Source organism: Pontimicrobium sp. IMCC45349 (genome assembly GCF_047219225.1).
GTDB lineage: Bacteria > Bacteroidota > Bacteroidia > Flavobacteriales > Flavobacteriaceae > IMCC45349.
In genome coordinates, this window is sequence record NZ_CP178208.1 from 2,115,083 (window position 1) to 2,131,761 (window position 16,679).

The 16,679-nt window shown below is 31.8% G+C and carries 19 protein-coding genes; 16 read left to right on the forward strand and 3 right to left on the reverse strand.

The features are described 5' to 3' along the window. Nucleotides 1-5: 5 nt before the first annotated feature. The 15 genes from rpsE to ACLII3_RS09915 all read left to right on the forward strand — a co-directional run bounded on the left by rpsE (nt 6) and on the right by ACLII3_RS09915 (nt 11,268). Entirely contained in the window at nt 6-530 is a 525-nt protein-coding gene (gene rpsE, locus ACLII3_RS09845; protein ID WP_412984059.1) for a 30S ribosomal protein S5, read from the forward strand. Between the two features lie 11 nt (nt 531-541). Next, nucleotides 542-721, forward strand: a complete 180-nt coding sequence (gene rpmD / locus ACLII3_RS09850) for a 50S ribosomal protein L30 (protein WP_412984060.1) — start codon at nt 542-544, stop codon at nt 719-721. 14 nt (nt 722-735) lie between these two features. Continuing rightward, nucleotides 736-1,188 carry a 50S ribosomal protein L15 gene (gene rplO, locus ACLII3_RS09855; RefSeq protein ID WP_412984061.1) on the forward strand — a complete coding sequence of 151 codons (453 nt, stop codon included), beginning with the start codon at nt 736-738 and terminating at the stop codon, nt 1,186-1,188. A gap of 15 nt (nt 1,189-1,203) precedes the next feature. Then, entirely contained in the window at nt 1,204-2,553 is a 1,350-nt protein-coding gene (secY, locus tag ACLII3_RS09860) for a preprotein translocase subunit SecY (RefSeq protein WP_412984062.1), read from the forward strand. A gap of 20 nt (nt 2,554-2,573) precedes the next feature. Then, on the forward strand, nt 2,574-2,789 hold the full coding sequence (gene infA / locus ACLII3_RS09865) for a translation initiation factor IF-1 (RefSeq protein WP_028289261.1): 216 nt from the start codon (nt 2,574-2,576) through the stop codon (nt 2,787-2,789). A gap of 4 nt (nt 2,790-2,793) precedes the next feature. Further along, a complete protein-coding gene (gene ykgO, locus ACLII3_RS09870; RefSeq protein ID WP_013305171.1) occupies nt 2,794-2,910 on the forward strand; it encodes a type B 50S ribosomal protein L36 in 117 nt (38 codons plus the stop codon). 2 nt (nt 2,911-2,912) lie between these two features. Next, entirely contained in the window at nt 2,913-3,287 is a 375-nt protein-coding gene (gene rpsM, locus ACLII3_RS09875) for a 30S ribosomal protein S13 (RefSeq protein ID WP_412984063.1), read from the forward strand. Between the two features lie 105 nt (nt 3,288-3,392). Further along, nucleotides 3,393-3,776 carry a 30S ribosomal protein S11 gene (gene rpsK / locus ACLII3_RS09880; protein WP_412984064.1) on the forward strand — a complete coding sequence of 128 codons (384 nt, stop codon included), beginning with the start codon at nt 3,393-3,395 and terminating at the stop codon, nt 3,774-3,776. A gap of 166 nt (nt 3,777-3,942) precedes the next feature. Then, nucleotides 3,943-4,548, forward strand: coding sequence for a 30S ribosomal protein S4 (rpsD, locus tag ACLII3_RS09885; RefSeq protein ID WP_412984065.1), 606 nt, complete (start codon nt 3,943-3,945; stop codon nt 4,546-4,548). A gap of 99 nt (nt 4,549-4,647) precedes the next feature. Beyond that, complete coding sequence (locus ACLII3_RS09890; RefSeq protein ID WP_412984066.1) at nt 4,648-5,640, forward strand: DNA-directed RNA polymerase subunit alpha; 993 nt, start codon at nt 4,648-4,650, stop codon at nt 5,638-5,640. 59 nt (nt 5,641-5,699) lie between these two features. Further along, entirely contained in the window at nt 5,700-6,170 is a 471-nt protein-coding gene (gene rplQ, locus ACLII3_RS09895) for a 50S ribosomal protein L17 (RefSeq protein WP_412984067.1), read from the forward strand. Nucleotides 6,171-6,263: 93 nt separating this feature from the next. After that, on the forward strand, nt 6,264-7,361 hold the full coding sequence (gene carA / locus ACLII3_RS09900; RefSeq protein WP_412984068.1) for a glutamine-hydrolyzing carbamoyl-phosphate synthase small subunit: 1,098 nt from the start codon (nt 6,264-6,266) through the stop codon (nt 7,359-7,361). 154 nt (nt 7,362-7,515) lie between these two features. Then, a complete protein-coding gene (gene eno / locus ACLII3_RS09905; RefSeq protein WP_412984069.1) occupies nt 7,516-8,808 on the forward strand; it encodes a phosphopyruvate hydratase in 1,293 nt (430 codons plus the stop codon). A 155-nt stretch (nt 8,809-8,963) separates the two neighbouring features. Then, the gene (locus ACLII3_RS09910; protein ID WP_412984070.1) at nt 8,964-10,250 is read left to right on the forward strand and encodes a citrate synthase; all 1,287 of its coding nucleotides are present in this window, start codon (nt 8,964-8,966) and stop codon (nt 10,248-10,250) included. Nucleotides 10,251-10,311: 61 nt separating this feature from the next. Further along, nucleotides 10,312-11,268, forward strand: coding sequence for an arginase (locus ACLII3_RS09915; RefSeq protein ID WP_412984071.1), 957 nt, complete (start codon nt 10,312-10,314; stop codon nt 11,266-11,268). An 80-nt stretch (nt 11,269-11,348) separates the two neighbouring features. Here the strand turns inward: ACLII3_RS09915 and ACLII3_RS09920 are convergent, their stop codons facing one another. Beyond that, complete coding sequence (locus ACLII3_RS09920) at nt 11,349-12,503, reverse strand: M28 family peptidase (RefSeq protein ID WP_412984072.1); 1,155 nt, start codon at nt 12,501-12,503, stop codon at nt 11,349-11,351. 106 nt (nt 12,504-12,609) lie between these two features. Between ACLII3_RS09920 and ctlX the strand changes: the two genes are divergently transcribed. Further along, the gene (gene ctlX, locus ACLII3_RS09925; RefSeq protein ID WP_412984073.1) at nt 12,610-13,557 is read left to right on the forward strand and encodes a citrulline utilization hydrolase CtlX; all 948 of its coding nucleotides are present in this window, start codon (nt 12,610-12,612) and stop codon (nt 13,555-13,557) included. On the opposite strand, the gene ACLII3_RS09930 is transcribed toward ctlX, so the two are convergent. Both ACLII3_RS09930 and ACLII3_RS09935 read right to left on the reverse strand, forming a co-directional pair. Beyond that, complete coding sequence (locus ACLII3_RS09930) at nt 13,554-15,605, reverse strand: tetratricopeptide repeat protein (RefSeq protein WP_412984074.1); 2,052 nt, start codon at nt 15,603-15,605, stop codon at nt 13,554-13,556. The genes ctlX and ACLII3_RS09930 overlap by 4 nt on opposite strands. 378 nt (nt 15,606-15,983) lie before the next feature. Further along, nucleotides 15,984-16,613 (reverse strand): chromophore lyase CpcT/CpeT, encoded by a 630-nt coding sequence (locus tag ACLII3_RS09935; RefSeq protein ID WP_412984075.1) that lies wholly within the window; start codon nt 16,611-16,613, stop codon nt 15,984-15,986. Between the last annotated feature and the right edge of the window lie 66 nt (nt 16,614-16,679).

The window sequence follows — 16,679 nt, forward strand, 5'->3', positions numbered from 1 at the left end:
AAATTATGTATCAAAAATACAAAAGTGCAGAGTTAGTAAAACCAAGTGGATTAGATCTTAAAGATCGTTTAGTTGGTGTACAAAGAGTTACAAAAGTAACTAAAGGTGGTAGAGCATTTGGTTTTTCAGCAATCGTAGTAGTTGGTGATGAAGCAGGTGTTGTAGGACACGGTTTAGGAAAGTCTAAAGATGTTGCTAGTGCAATTGCAAAAGCAGTAGAAGATGCTAAGAAAAACCTTGTTCGTATTCCTCTAATGAAAGGAACTTTACCTCATGAGCAAAAAGGAAAATACGGTGGAGCAAGAGTAAACATTATTCCTGCAGCACCTGGTACAGGAGTTATTGCTGGTGGAGCTGTAAGAACAGTTTTAGAAGCAGTAGGAGTACACGATGTATTATCTAAATCTCAAGGATCTTCAAACCCTCATAACGTAGTAAAAGCAACTTTTGATGCTTTATTACAATTAAGAGATGCGAAGACTATTGCTAGAGATAGAGGTATTTCTCTTGAAAAAGTTTTTAACGGATAATTTAGGATACGATGGCTAAAATTAGAGTAACAAAACAAAGAAGTGAAATCAATCGTACACAAAGACAAAAAAGAACTTTAGAAGCTCTTGGTCTTAAAAAGATTGGTCAAACTGTAGAACATGATGCCACACCAAATATCCTTGGTATGGTTAATAAAGTAAAACACTTAGTTTCTGTAGAGGAAGCTTAAAACAATACTGAAAAATGGATTTAAGTAATTTAAAACCTGCAGAAGGTTCAGTTAACAATAATAGTAAAAGAGTAGGTAGAGGTCAAGGATCTGGAAAAGGTGGTACTGCTACACGTGGTCACAAAGGAGCTAAGTCTCGTTCTGGATACTCTAGAAAGTTAGGTTTTGAAGGTGGACAAATGCCACTTCAAAGACGTGTGCCTAAATTTGGTTTTACTAACATTAATCGTAAAGAATATCAAGGAATCAACCTTGATACTTTACAACAAATGGTTGACGATAAGAAAATTATAGATACTGTAGATTTAGATACAATTATCGCTTTACGTTTAGCTGGTAAAAACGAACTAGTTAAAATTTTAGGAAGAGGAGAATTAAAAGCTAAATTAACAGTAACTGCTCATAAATTTACTGCTTCAGCAAAGGCTGCTATTGAGGCTGCTGGAGGAGAAGCTGTAACTTTATAAGACCCAATATAGACTATGAAATTTATAGAGACTTTAAAAAATGTTTGGAAAATAACGGAATTAAAAGATAGAATCGTTCTTACTTTAGGAATGCTTTTAATTTACCGTTTTGGAGCGCAAGTAGTGCTTCCTGGAATAGATGCAAGTAAATTAGGTGTGTTAGGTGATAATACCGATACTGGCCTTTTAGGTTTACTTAATGCCTTTACAGGAGGAGCTTTTGCTAATGCTTCAGTTTTTGCATTGGGTATTATGCCATATATTTCTGCTTCAATTGTAGTGCAGTTAATGGGAATTGCTATTCCTTATTTACAAAAACTACAAAAAGAAGGAGCAAGTGGACAAAAGAAAATTACACAAATTACACGTTGGTTAACTATTGGTATTTGTTTAGTACAAGCACCAGGTTATTTAGTAAGCTTACCTAGTTTAGGAATTCCTCAAGAAGCATTTTTATTAGGTCAAGGAGGATTATTCTATTTCTCTTCTATAGTTATTCTTGTAACTGGCTGTATTTTTGCAATGTGGCTTGGTGAAAAGATTACAGATAAAGGTATAGGTAATGGTATCTCATTATTAATTATGGTAGGTATTATTGCTACAATGCCAGTATCTTTTGTACAAGAATATGTTTCTAGAGTAACAGAGTCTAATGGTGGTTTAATAATGATATTAATAGAACTTGTAATTTGGTTCGTAATTATTCTTGCATCAGTAATGCTAGTAATGGCTGTACGTAAAATTGCTGTACAGTACGCTAGAAGAACTGCTTCTGGTGGATACGAAAAAAATGTATTTGGTTCTAGACAATATATACCATTAAAACTTAATGCTTCTGGTGTAATGCCAATCATTTTCGCACAAGCAATTATGTTTGTACCTGGTTTAATTGGAGGAATGGACTTTATGAAAGATTCTTCTGTTGGACAATGGTTACAAGCTTCGTTTAGCGATATATTTGGATTAACGTACAATATTGTATTTGCATTATTAATTATAATATTCACGTATTTCTATACGGCAATTACAGTACCTACAAATAAAATGGCAGACGATTTAAAGCGTAGCGGAGGATTTATTCCAGGAATACGCCCAGGATCTGAAACATCAGAGTACTTAGATAAGATAATGTCACAAATTACATTACCTGGTTCTATATTCTTAGCATTGATTGCTGTGTTCCCAGCAATTATCGTTAAGCTTATGAATGTACAACAAGGATGGGCATTATTTTTCGGAGGTACATCATTATTAATTATGGTTGGAGTTGCAATCGATACTATGCAACAAGTAAATTCATACTTGTTGAATAAGCATTATGATGGCTTGATGAAGACTGGTAAAAATAGAAAAGCAGCACAATAAGCTTCTTAATATATAATACTATGGCAAAACAAGCAGCAATAGAACAAGACGGAACAATAATAGAAGCATTGTCAAATGCTATGTTTCGTGTAGAATTAGAAAATGGTCACATTGTGACTGCACATATCTCTGGTAAAATGCGTATGCATTATATTAAACTTTTACCAGGTGATAAAGTTAAATTAGAAATGAGTCCTTACGATTTATCTAAGGCAAGAATAACTTATAGATACTAATACGATGAAAGTAAGAGCATCAGTTAAAAAAAGAAGTGCAGATTGTAAAATCGTACGAAGAAAAGGTAGACTTTACGTAATCAACAAAAAGAATCCTAGATTCAAACAAAGACAAGGTTAATTATGGCTAGAATTGCAGGTGTAGACATACCAAAACAAAAAAGAGGAGTTATCTCTTTAACTTATATCTACGGAGTAGGTAGAAGTAGAGCAAAAGAAATATTAGCTACTGCTAAAGTAGATGAGAGTACTAAAGTATCAGATTGGACTGATGAAGAAATCAGTAACATTCGTGCTGCAGTAGGATCTTATACTATTGAAGGAGAGTTACGTTCTGAAACTCAATTAAACATTAAGCGTTTAATGGACATAGGTTGTTACAGAGGAATCCGTCACAGATCTGGATTACCTTTAAGAGGACAACGTACTAAGAACAACTCAAGAACAAGAAAAGGTAGAAGAAAAACAGTTGCTAACAAGAAAAAGGTAACTAAATAATAACAGACATTAGTCATTAGTTTATAGACGTTAGAAGAATCTGCCTGAAATAGAAATGTTTAGGATTCTAACAACTAAAACTAACAACTAAAACTAAAAAACAATATGGCAAAGTCAAGTACTAAAAAACGTAAAGTTATAGTAGAGTCTAATGGAGAAGCGCACATTACTGCGTCTTTCAACAACATTATTATCTCATTAACTAACAAAAAAGGTGACGTAATTTCATGGTCATCTGCTGGTAAAATGGGATTTAGAGGATCTAAGAAAAACACACCTTACGCTGCTCAATTAGCTGCAGAAGATGCAGTAGCAGTAGCTAAAGAAGCTGGATTAAAGAAAGTGAAGGTATATGTTAAAGGTCCTGGTAATGGTAGAGAATCTGCTATCAGATCTATTCACAATGGTGGTATTGAAGTTACAGAAATTATCGATGTAACACCTACACCTCACAACGGTTGTAGACCTCCAAAAAGAAGAAGAGTATAATTTATACAATTTTCAGAAAAATTAATATCAATCGTTTTTAATGGTTGATATTAATTTTTTGTGTAAATTTGCAAACCGAAAAAAATAAGTATTAACGAGAGATCAACGATTATCGAAGGATAAGCATAAGACCTTAATTCATAATCACTCTCAAACAAATTTAAAAATGGCAAGATATACTGGTCCTAAAACTAAAATCGCTCGTAAATTCGGCGAAGCTATCTTTGGAGAAGATAAATCTTTTGAAAAAAGAAATTATCCTCCAGGACAACACGGAAACAACAGAAGACGTGGGAAAAAATCTGAGTATGCAATCCAATTAATGGAGAAGCAAAAAGCTAAATACACTTACGGTATTTTAGAGCGTCAATTTAGAAACATGTTTAAAAAAGCTACTGCTGCTCCTGGAATTACAGGTGAGGTGCTTTTACAACTATGTGAGTCTAGATTAGACAACGTAGTATACAGAATGGGATTATCTCGTTCTAGAAGAGGTGCTAGACAATTAGTTTCTCACAGACACATTACAGTTAACGGTGAAATCGTTAACATTCCTTCTTACTCTTTAAAAGCTGGTGATGTAGTAGCAGTAAGAGAAAAATCTAAATCTTTAGAAGCTATTGAAAATGCATTAGCATCTTCAAGCAATGTATACGAATGGATTACTTGGAATAATGATACTAAGCAAGGAACATATGTTTCAGTTCCTGCTAGAGTTCAAATTCCAGAAAACATTAACGAGCAGTTCATCGTAGAATTATATTCTAAATAATAATAAATTAACCATATTGGTGTTTGGCCAAAGGGTATATAAGCATTTCTTCAAACTTTTATACCGCGCAACTAAACAACAATTAAAACGAAGAAAACAATGGCAATATTAAATTTTCAAAAGCCCGATAAAGTAATCATGATTGATTCTACAGATTTTGAAGGGAAATTCGAATTTCGTCCTTTAGAACCTGGTTATGGATTAACAGTAGGAAATGCTTTAAGAAGAGTTTTATTATCTTCTTTAGAAGGATTTGCAATTACTTCAGTGAGAATTGAAGGTGTAGAACACGAATTTTCAACAATCGCAGGCGTAGTAGAAGATGTAACTGAAATTATTCTTAACTTAAAGCAAGTTCGTTTTAAGCGTCAAATAGATGAAATAGATAACGAGTCTGTTTCTATTTCTATCTCAGGACAAGAACAAATTACAGCAGGTGATTTCCAAAAATTTATCTCAGGATTCCAAGTGTTAAACTCAGATCACGTTATCTGTAACTTAGACCCTAAGGTAAGTATTAACATGGAAATTACAATTGAAAAAGGTAGAGGATATGTTCCAGCTGAAGAAAACAAAAAGGCTACAGCACCAATGGGAACAATCTTTACAGATTCAATTTATACACCTATAAAAAATGTAAAGTATGGTGTTGAAAACTTCCGTGTAGAGCAAAAAACGGATTACGAAAAATTAGTTTTTGAAATTCAAACTGACGGATCAATCAACCCTCAAGATGCTTTAACTGAAGCAGCTAAAATTTTAATTCACCACTTCATGTTATTCTCTGATGAGCGTATCACTTTAGAGGCTGATGAAATTGCACAAACTGAAACTTATGATGAGGAATCTCTACATATGCGTCAGTTATTAAAAACTAAGTTAATTGATATGGATTTATCTGTTCGTGCTCTTAACTGTTTAAAGGCTGCAGAAGTAGATACTTTAGGAGACTTAGTATCTTTCAATAAAAATGATTTAATGAAATTCAGAAACTTTGGTAAAAAATCTTTAACAGAGCTTGAAGAGCTTGTAAATGTTAAAGGACTAAATTTCGGAATGGACTTAAGTAAATATAAATTAGATAAAGATTAATTAATCATATTTTGCTCCTCGTATACCGAGTTTGGTAGCAAGATGATAAAACAAATGTCATGAGACACGGAAAAAAAGTAAACCATTTAGGTAGAAAAACCGCTCACAGAAAAGCAATGTTAGCTAATATGGCTTGTTCTTTAATAGAGCACAAGCGTATTAACACAACTGTTGCTAAAGCAAAAGCTTTAAAGCAATTTGTAGAGCCAATGATTACTAAGTCAAAAGAAGATACAACTCATAACAGACGTATCGTAATGGCTAAACTTCGTCAAAAAGACGCAGTTACAGAATTGTTTAGAGATGTTGCAGTAAAAGTTGCAGATCGTCCAGGAGGTTACACAAGAATTATTAAACTTGGTAATCGTTTAGGTGATAACGCTGATATGGCAATGATAGAGCTTGTTGATTACAACGAAATCTATAATGCAGGAAAGCCAGCAAAGAAGACAACTCGTAGAAGTAGAAGAGGTGGTTCAAAGCCAGCTGCTGCTCCAGTTGAGACTCAAGCAACTAACGAAGAAGAATAAATGTTAATAAGCATTAATAAAATAAAGGATAAACTTTTTTAGTTTGTCCTTTTTTTATACAATTTTGCGAAACTTTACAACACAATTAAATCTATGAAATACCAAACACGTAAAAAAGCGTTAATTTTATTAGCCGACGGAACAATATTTTATGGTAAGGCTATAGGAAAAGAAGGTAGTGCATTCGGAGAAGTATGTTTTAATACAGGAATGACAGGATATCAAGAAGTATTTACAGACCCTTCATATTTTGGCCAATTAATGGTAACTACTAATGCACACATTGGTAATTACGGAGTCAATAATGAAGAAGTAGAATCAGATTCTATTAAAATTGCTGGTCTTATCTGTAAAAACTTTAGTTACAATTATTCAAGAGAAGCTGCAGATGCTTCACTAGAAGAGTTTTTTGAAAAAAATAACCTATTTGGAATTTCTGATGTAGACACTAGAGCATTAGTTAGCTATATTAGAGATAATGGCGCAATGAATGCTGTAATATCTACAGATGTTGATAACATAGAAGGATTAAAAAAGCAATTAGCCGAAGTTCCTAATATGGAAGGTCTAGAATTAGCTTCAAAAGTATCTACCAAAGAACCATATTATTTTGGTAATGAAAATGCTAAATATAAAATTGCTGCTTTAGATATAGGTATTAAGAAAAATATCTTACGCAATTTTGCAAAACGTGATGCTTACATAAAAGTATTTCCTTACAATGCAACTTTCGAAGAATTAAGTGCATGGAATCCTGACGGTTATTTCTTGTCTAATGGACCTGGAGATCCACAGCCTTTAGTTGAAGCACAACAATTAGCAAAAACAGTAATTGAAAAGAATTTACCATTATTTGGTATTTGTTTAGGACACCAAGTAATTGCTTTAGCAAACGGTGTGTCTACGTACAAAATGCATAATGGACATAGAGGTATAAATCATCCTGTTAAAAACTTAAAAACAGGAAAAGGAGAGATTACTTCACAAAACCATGGTTTTGCAGTTAATAGAGAAGAAGCTGAAACGCATCCAGATTTAGAGATTACTCACTTGCATTTAAATGATAATACAGTAGCAGGAATAGCAATGAAAAACAAAAATTGTTTTTCTGTACAGTACCATCCTGAAGCAAGTCCTGGACCACATGATTCAACATATTTGTTTGATGAATTCATTGAATGTTTAAAATAATAAGATTAAAAGGTAACATTAATTAAGCGTGTTACCTTTTTTGTTTACTAAAACGTTATCGCAAAAAATAACGCAATAAAGCTTTCAATAGCTTAATTTTAAAGGAACATTTCGTAAATTTACACTATAAAAATAATAACAAAATATTAGAAAAATGAGCATAATAATTGACATACATGCAAGACAAATTTTTGATTCTCGTGGTAACCCTACTGTAGAGGTAGATGTAATTACTGAAAATGGAGCTATGGGAAGAGCTGCAGTACCTTCAGGAGCATCAACTGGAGAGCATGAAGCTGTTGAGCTTAGAGATGGAGGTTCAGAATATATGGGGAAAGCTGTTTTAAAAGCAGTTGAAAATGTAAACACAATTATAGCTCAGGAATTATTAGGTGTTTCGGTTTTTGAACAAAATCTAATCGATCAAACTATGATTGAAATAGATGGTACACCAAATAAATCTAAATTAGGAGCTAATGCAATTTTAGGTGTTTCTTTAGCAGCAGCTAAAGCGGCAGCAGCAGAATTAGGGATGCCATTATATCGTTATGTTGGAGGCGTGAGTGCAAATACACTTCCAGTGCCAATGATGAATATTATTAATGGAGGTTCACATAGTGATGCGCCAATAGCATTTCAAGAGTTTATGGTAATGCCAGTTAAGGCTAAATCATTTACACAAGCAATGCAAATGGGATCTGAGATTTTCCATAACCTTAAAAAAGTACTTCATGATAGAAATTTAAGTACTGCCGTTGGTGATGAAGGTGGTTTTGCTCCAAATTTAGCTGGAGGAACAGAAGATGCTTTAGACACTATTGCAAAAGCTGTTGAGAATGCAGGATACAGTTTTGGTGATGAAATTATGATAGCATTAGATTGTGCTTCTGCTGAGTTTTATAAAGATGGAAAGTACGATTATACAATTTTCGAAGGAGAAAAAGGTATGGTAAGAACATCTGAGGAGCAAGCAGCTTATTTAGCAGAGTTATGTGATAAATACCCAATTATCTCAATTGAAGATGGAATGGATGAAAATGATTGGGATGGATGGAAAGTATTAACTGAAAAAGTTGGTGATAAAGTACAATTAGTTGGTGATGATTTATACGTTACAAATGTGGAGCGTTTATCAAAAGGAATTGAAAATGGAATAGCTAATTCTATTTTAATTAAAGTAAATCAAATAGGTACTTTAACCGAGACTATTGCTGCAGTAAATATGGCTAAAAATGCTGGATACACATCTGTAATGTCACATCGTTCTGGTGAAACAGAAGATAATACAATTGCTGACTTAGCAGTAGCATTAAATTGCGGTCAAATAAAGACTGGATCTGCTTCAAGAAGTGATAGAATGGCGAAATATAACCAGTTACTTCGTATTGAAGAAGAACTTGGTAGTGTAGCTTATTATCCGCAAGAAAAAGCATTCAAGGTAAAGTAAAACTTATCCTTTAAATATTAAGAAAGCGTTTCAATTATTGAAACGCTTTTTTTGTATATCATTTTACCAATAAATATGTATTATTCATCAAAAATTAGGCCGAAATTTCGTAAATTAGCAAACCGCAAAAAATAATATAAAATTCAAGAATAAATATGTCAGAAAAAGCAATCTTAGAGGTTAATGGTCAGAAACATGAATTCCCATTAGTAACAGGAACAGAGAATGAAGTAGCAATTGATGTTAAAACTTTAAGAGGAGTAACAGGTGGAGTTACAACTATTGATCCTGGTTATAAAAACACTGGGTCTTGTGAAAGTGCCATTACTTTTTTAGATGGTGAAAAAGGAATTCTTAGATATAGAGGATATTCTATTGAGGAGCTAGCTGAAAAAGCTGACTTCTTAGAAGTAGCATATTTACTTATTTTTGGAGAATTACCAACACAAGAACAGTTAGATAAATTCCATGGTGATATTAAATCTAACTCTGTTGTAGATGATGATGTAAAGAAAATTATAGATGCTTTTCCAAAGGCAGCACATCCAATGGGAGTGTTGTCTTCTTTAACAAGTGCTTTAACTGCATTTAATCCTTCTTCGGTTGATGTATCTTCAGAAGAAGCTATGTATAATTCAGTAGTACGTATATTAGGTAAATTCCCAGTACTTGTTGCTTGGACAATGCGTAAAAAGCAAGGTTTACCTTTAGATTATGGAGATAATAAATTAGGTTATGTTGAAAATCTATTAAAAATGATGTTTGAGCAGCCTAATGAAGAGTATGAGCAAAATGAGATTTTAGTAAATGCGATGGATAAATTATTAATTCTTCATGCTGATCATGAGCAAAATTGCTCTACATCAACAGTAAGAATTGTTGGTTCATCTCATGCTGGTTTATTCGCTTCTTTATCTGCTGGAATTTCTGCACTTTGGGGACCACTTCATGGAGGTGCTAACCAAGCTGTATTAGAAATGTTAGAAGCTATTAAAGAAGATGGTGGAGACACTAAAAAGTATATGGCTAAAGCAAAAGATAAAGAAGATCCTTTCCGTTTAATGGGATTCGGACATCGTGTTTACAAAAACTTCGACCCAAGAGCTAAGATTATAAAAGTAGCTGCTGATGAAGTATTAGGTGATTTAGGTGTTGAAGACCCAATATTAGATATCGCAAAAGGATTAGAAAATGAAGCTCTTAATGATGAGTACTTTGTTAAGCGTAAGTTATATCCAAATGTAGATTTCTATTCTGGAATTATCTATCGTGCAATGGGAATTCCTGTTGAAATGTTTACAGTTATGTTTGCTTTAGGTAGATTACCAGGTTGGATTGCACAATGGAGAGAAATGCGTTTACGCAACGAGCCAATTGGTCGTCCTAGACAATTATATATTGGAGAAACTTATAGAGAGTTTCAAACTATTGAAAAGAGATAATATACTTTTTTAATATACAAGCCTCATAACTTAGTTATGAGGCTTTTCAATTTAAATTAAAATGAAAGATATTAAGTTAATAAAAAATAGATCAGATATAGGAGCAGGAACTCGTGGAAGTGACATGGGAATTGACGCTATTGAAATTGCAGCTATTAATGCTGAAAATAGTTATTTTAATCAGTTTGACTTTATGGATGTTGAAACTGAAAATGAATCTATTTATAACAAAGGTGTTAATTCATTTGCTAAAAGAATTAAGCATGTTTTAAATCAATGTACAAGATTGTCTGGCGCAGTACAAGAAACACTTGAAAACAATCAATTTCCTTTAGTAATATCTGGTGATCACTCTTCAGCATTAGGTACCATAAGTGGTATTAAAGCTGCTAATCCAGATAAAAGAGTAGGAGTTGTTTGGATTGATGCACATGCAGATATTCATTCACCTTATACGTCGCCTTCTGGAAATATTCATGGTATGCCATTAGCAGCTGCATTGGCAGATGATAATCTAGATTGTCAAATAAACAATATAGATACTGAAACAGCTTCTTTATGGGAAGCTATGAAGAATATTGGTGTCGATAAAGTTAAGGTAGAAGCAAGCGACGTTGTTTATTTTGGAGTAAGAGATACCGAAGAACCAGAAGATAAGCAGATTGAAAAACTAGGTATAAAAAACTATAAAGTTGCTGAAGTACGTTATCGCGGAATGGATACATGTGTTAATGAAGCAATAGATAGTTTAAGTAATTGTGACTTAATTTATGTGTCTTTTGATGTTGACTCTATGGATTGTGATATGATTTCTTATGGAACTGGGACTCCTGTGCCAAAAGGTTTTGATCAATACGAAATAATTGAAATTATCAATAAGTTTATTGTAACCAAAAAAGTGGCAAGTATAGAATTTGTTGAAGTTAATCCTTTATTAGATTTAAAAGGAAATAAAATGGCAGAAACAGCATTTGAAATTTTAGATGCTATTACAAAAGAAATAAAAGCTAATAAATAAAATTAGCGTTTATAAATAATAAATAAGCCCTTGCAGTTTAACTGCAAGGGCTTATTTATTATTATGTTTTAAATTAACGATTAATGAATCACAAGTTTTTTAGAAACAGATTGTCTTTCATTTTTTAAAATCACCATATATATACCTTTGTTTAAATGGGTTAGGTTTAAAGTCGTTTCTAAATTGTTTATTGAAGCCTTATAAACTTCTTTTCCTAAAACATCAACAAGTTTTAATTGTGTTGTAGTGTGGTGAGTTTGCTTAATTGTAATTTGACCTTTAGAAGGATTTGGGAAAATAGAAAAACCATTAATAGTAACTTCAGGAGTACTTAGCGTATCTACACCAATAGCAAAATGTAAAGCTGCGCCTAATGACCCTTTCGTAACTTCGGTTAGATAGTTTACATCCATATTTATTAATAAATCTGTTGAAGTATGAGCATGAGGCGTTTCGTTTTTTTCGTATAAACCTGTAATTATTTCACCATTATTTTCAAAAGGAATATAATCTGAAGCATAAGCATAAGATATTTCGGTATTTAAGCTTGAGTAAAGTCCAATACAAGTAGCTAAAGTTGCAGTAGCAGCTGATGATGCTGCATTGTTATGTGGAGGGTTACTAGTATCTTCTTCACAAACTATCGTGTCATTAGCCATACCATTAATGCCACCTACTTCATCAATGTTAAAGACTAATGAAATGTCTAAGTTTTCAGGATTAACAGTATTTGTAACATAATAGTTACTTCCAATTAAACCGTCTTCTTCACCACTAAAGTGAATGAATTTTATAGAGTATTCAGTGTCTACATCTTTTAATAACCTAGCAAGCTCCATAAGTAAAACTGTACCACTTCCATTATCATTGGTTCCAGGACCATTAATTGTATCGTAATGTGCATCAATAATTAAATAAGTGTTAGGGTAAACTGTTCCAGTTTTAGTAATAATTATGTTATTAGTTGTACCACCAGAATAACTAAATGGTTGTTCAACAATATCAGTATAACCTAAACTTTCGTATCTGCCTTTTATCCATGCTTGAGCATTGTTGAGAGCTGTAGAACCAATGTCTTTTATACCAAAATTTTCGAATGTTGTTAAATCGTTTAAGATGTTAGTGTAAGAAACATTATTCACAATATCTCCATAAAAAGAATTATAGGTTTGTGCTTTAACTTTGGTTGTAGATAACAACATTAGAGCTAAGAAAAGAGAGTAAAAATATTTCATAAATATTTGAGGCTAAAAGTAATTGTGAGCTAAGTTATAGTTTTTGCTTTTACTAGTCAATTTTCATTTTAAAAAATTATAATTTTGAACTTTAAGACTTAAATAAATGCAACAGATAACAGATACAATATTAATGATTCGTCCTATAGGATTTAGAATGAACGAGCAAACAGCAGTAAATAACTATTATCAAAAAGTTTTAGATAGCATTTTGCCAGAAACTGTTAATATAAAAGCACAACAAGAATTTGATGTTTTTGTTGAGAAGTTAAGAACTGTAGGAGTTAATGTTGTAGTTATTGATGATACAAATGAGTTAGATACACCAGATTCAATATTTCCAAACAATTGGATTTCTTTTCATGAAAATGGTCTTGTTGGAGTATATCCAATGTTTGCTGAGAATAGACGATTAGAGCGAAGAGAAGATGTTTTAGAAATCTTAGAATCTAAAGGTTATTTAATTAATAATGTAATAGATTACACAAGTGCTGAGGAAGAGGAAGTGTTTCTTGAAGGGACTGGGAGTTTATTATTAGATCGTACTAATCGTAAAGCATATTGTGCAATTTCACCTAGAGCAGATGAAGGCTTGTTTATTGAGTTTTGTGAAGATTTTGACTATTTTCCAATTGTGTTTACAGCTAATCAAACTGTTAAAGAAAGGCGTGAAGCAATTTATCATACTAATGTAATGATGTGTTTAGCAGAAACCTTTGCTGTTATATGTTTAGAGAGTATAGATGATAAAAAAGAACGCAAAAATGTTATCAAACATTTAAAAGAGGATGGTAAAGAAGTGATTGCAATTACTGAGTCTCAAGCAAACAATTTTGCAGGTAATATGCTTCAAGTAAAAGGACATAATGAAGAACGTTTTTTAGTAATGAGTCAAGCAGCATACAATAGTTTGAATAAAACTCAAGTTACAACTATAGAAAAACATTGTAAAATACTTTCTAGTTCTTTAGACACTATTGAGGCTTGTGGTGGAGGTAGTGCACGTTGTATGATGGCAGAAGTGTTCTTACCTAAAAAAAATAATAATTTTTAAGAAATAGGTTTTGCTTTTGGAAGTTCGATAAAGAATTTGCTTCCTAAATTTTCTTCGCTTTCAACCCAAATATTTCCGTGGTTTAGTTCAACCAATTCTTTACAAATAGAAAGACCAAGTCCTGTTCCTTTTTCTGCATTGGTACCTCTAGTAGTAAAACCACCATTTTTAAATAGTTTCTTTTGGTTTTCTTCAGAAATACCAACACCTGTATCTTCAATGCAAATCAAAATGTTACCATTTTTATCTCTGTTAGACACAGTGATAACATCACCAACTCTAGAAAATTTCACTGCATTTGCTAAAAGGTTTTGAATAACAATCTCTATCATACTTCTATCTGCATATGCAAAATCTTTAATAGACTCATCAAGCATTATAATACGTTTTTGCTCAACTTTTTTCTCTATTAAATTCATTTTTTCTCTAAATACATCTTGAATATTAAAGAGTTCTGGTTTTGGTTCAAGATTCTGCATTTGAGATTTTGACCAGTTTAATAGATTTAATAGTAAAGCGGCAGCATTATCGGCATTTTCACTTAGTTCAGGAATTAGTTGATCGAATTCTTCTTGTGAAATACTATCTTCTTTTAATAAGTCTAAAAAGGCTTTAACAGATGTAATTGAATCTTTTAAATCATGAGATACAATAGAGAATAACCTGTCTTTTACTTGATTCATTTCTTCTAGGTGAGTAGTTTGCTCAAGAATTGAATCGTTTTGTAATTTGTATTGTTTGTTTTTGTCTTTAAGGCTTTTTATTACTGCATTTTTACTTTTTTTACTTACCCAAAGACTTACCATAATTAAAAATAACAGTACAGTTAAACCAGCTAATCCATAAGTAATATACTTTAAGGTTTTATATTCTTTATTATTAACAGTTGATTGGTTGTTCTCAATTGGAGTTTTAGTATCAGTAGTATCAATTTTTACTTCAAGAGGTTCATCGTCTTCAAATATTATAGGTGTTGCATTTTCCTTTTCTATTTTGTTTTTAAGGGTATGATATGCTCTTTGTGAATTAAATGCACTCTTGTAATTACCTTTCATAGAGTCCAAAGCAACTCTAAGTTTGTAGTTTTTTAATAATAAAGCATCATTGTCAACGGTTTTAGTAATTGTAAATGCTTCATTTAATTGGTATTCAGCAAGCTTAACCTTTTTTTGTTGTAAATTAAGTTGAGCAATATTATTTAATGATTTTAAAATACCTTCTTTATTATCTATAGTTCTGTTAATTTTTAAACCTTCTAATAAATAAGTTGTAGCATTTGTATAATCATTGAACTGAAGATACTCTTCTCCAAGACAAGGTAAAATATCACCTCTGTTAGCGATGTCGTTCTCGTCTAAATATGTTAAAACTATATTGTAATACTCAATAGCTTTTCTATGCTCTTTTCTCATAGAATAAAGCTTTGCGATATTTTTTGTTGAAGAAATAATACCTGCACTATCACGCAATTGTTTTCTAACATCAAGAGCTTTTAAATTAAATTCAAGAGCCTTGTCTACTTGGTTAGTATTGAAATATGCTTCAGACAAATTATTATAGGCAACACTTAACTCATGTCTTAAGTTTTTATTTTCAAAAATATCAATAGCAGAAAGAGAATACCTCAATCCTTTATTGTAGTTACCTCGTTTAATTTCAATAAGCCCAATGCTATTATTTACTTTTGCTATTCCTAAAGAGTCATTTAGTTTCGTGAATATTCTTAAGGATGATTTATAATAATCTAGAGCATTATAATAATCATCTTTTTGGGTATAAATTAAAGCCTTGTAGTATTTAATTTCAGCAGTTGCTTTATGATATTCTAATGATGAGGATAGTCTCTCACTTTGATCTATATATAAAAGAGCTTTTTTATAATCATTAGAGAAATAAAACGATTTAATTAGTTGTATTGATGTGTCAACCTTGGCAGAGTCCTGTTTTTGAAAAGCCAACTGTATAGCAAGACTGTCTTGCTCTTTAGTTTGGGCATTACTAAAGAGGAGTGAAAAAATAAGAGCAGTTAAGGTAATTAACTGTTTCATGAACTCCATTAGGTTTTAGGTACAACAAAATAATGATCACCTAAATTTACCTTGAGGGAGAGGAAAATTAAGTACTTTCAATAAAGCAAACATGTTGCTTTATAACAAAAAGTAAGCATAATCATTGTTTTGGGACTCTTGATTAATAGCATAACAAAAATTAGGAAAAGCTTAAGAAATCCCTAATTTCTGCGATTTATAACCAAAAAATCAGATAAAAAGCACTCAGCTTTTTTTAGTTGAAATTCACTAATCGATGAATGGTAAAAAACATAGAAAAACTACACTTTTATCGATGAAATGCATTTCTGTAAACTTAAAAGCTTATTTGTTTGTAAGTAGCTGTTTGTTAAATATTTATAAATTGTAAGTGAAGTCTTATTTTTTGATTTCATCAAAAATATATCCTGCTTTTTCTGCTCCCCAAACATGTTCATCTGCACTATTAAATCCTCTATCCCAAGAAATAATTTTACTTGGCATTATTTCAACCTCAGAAGTAGCATATGCAGCACCTCTCATTGTGCTTTCACAGGTTTTGTTACCAGTTTTTCCTTTGTAGTGTTTGTCTCCAATTCTTTTTAGTACAACTTCACAACCATTTCTTAACTCTAAATCTGTTACTGTTAGTTTATTAAAATCAGCTGGTGTTTTCCATTTCCCAATCCAAAGCGAATCATTTGGTATTTTGTAAATATAACTTCCAAAAGTACTATCGCTTAATCTTTTTACTTCATAAACACGTTGTCTATATGGTCTATCTTGCATGCTGTTAAGTGCTTGTTCTACATATAAATAGTTGCCTTTGTCTTCCCAGATTGGATACATGTGTAAAGAAATATTAAAATATGTTGAATCTGCTACAGATTGTGCTTCAGAATTAAAAGATCCTTGCATTAATCCATATAATTCTTTTAGTTCAATATCTTCCTTTGCTTTAATTTCCTTTGATTCATTTTTACAAGATGATAAACAAATAACAGTTAATAGTAGTAAAGTAATTCTCATGAGTAGTTGTGTTTGATTTTTTTCAAAAATATAATAATATAAGGGTTTAAAAAAGTTTATCTTTGC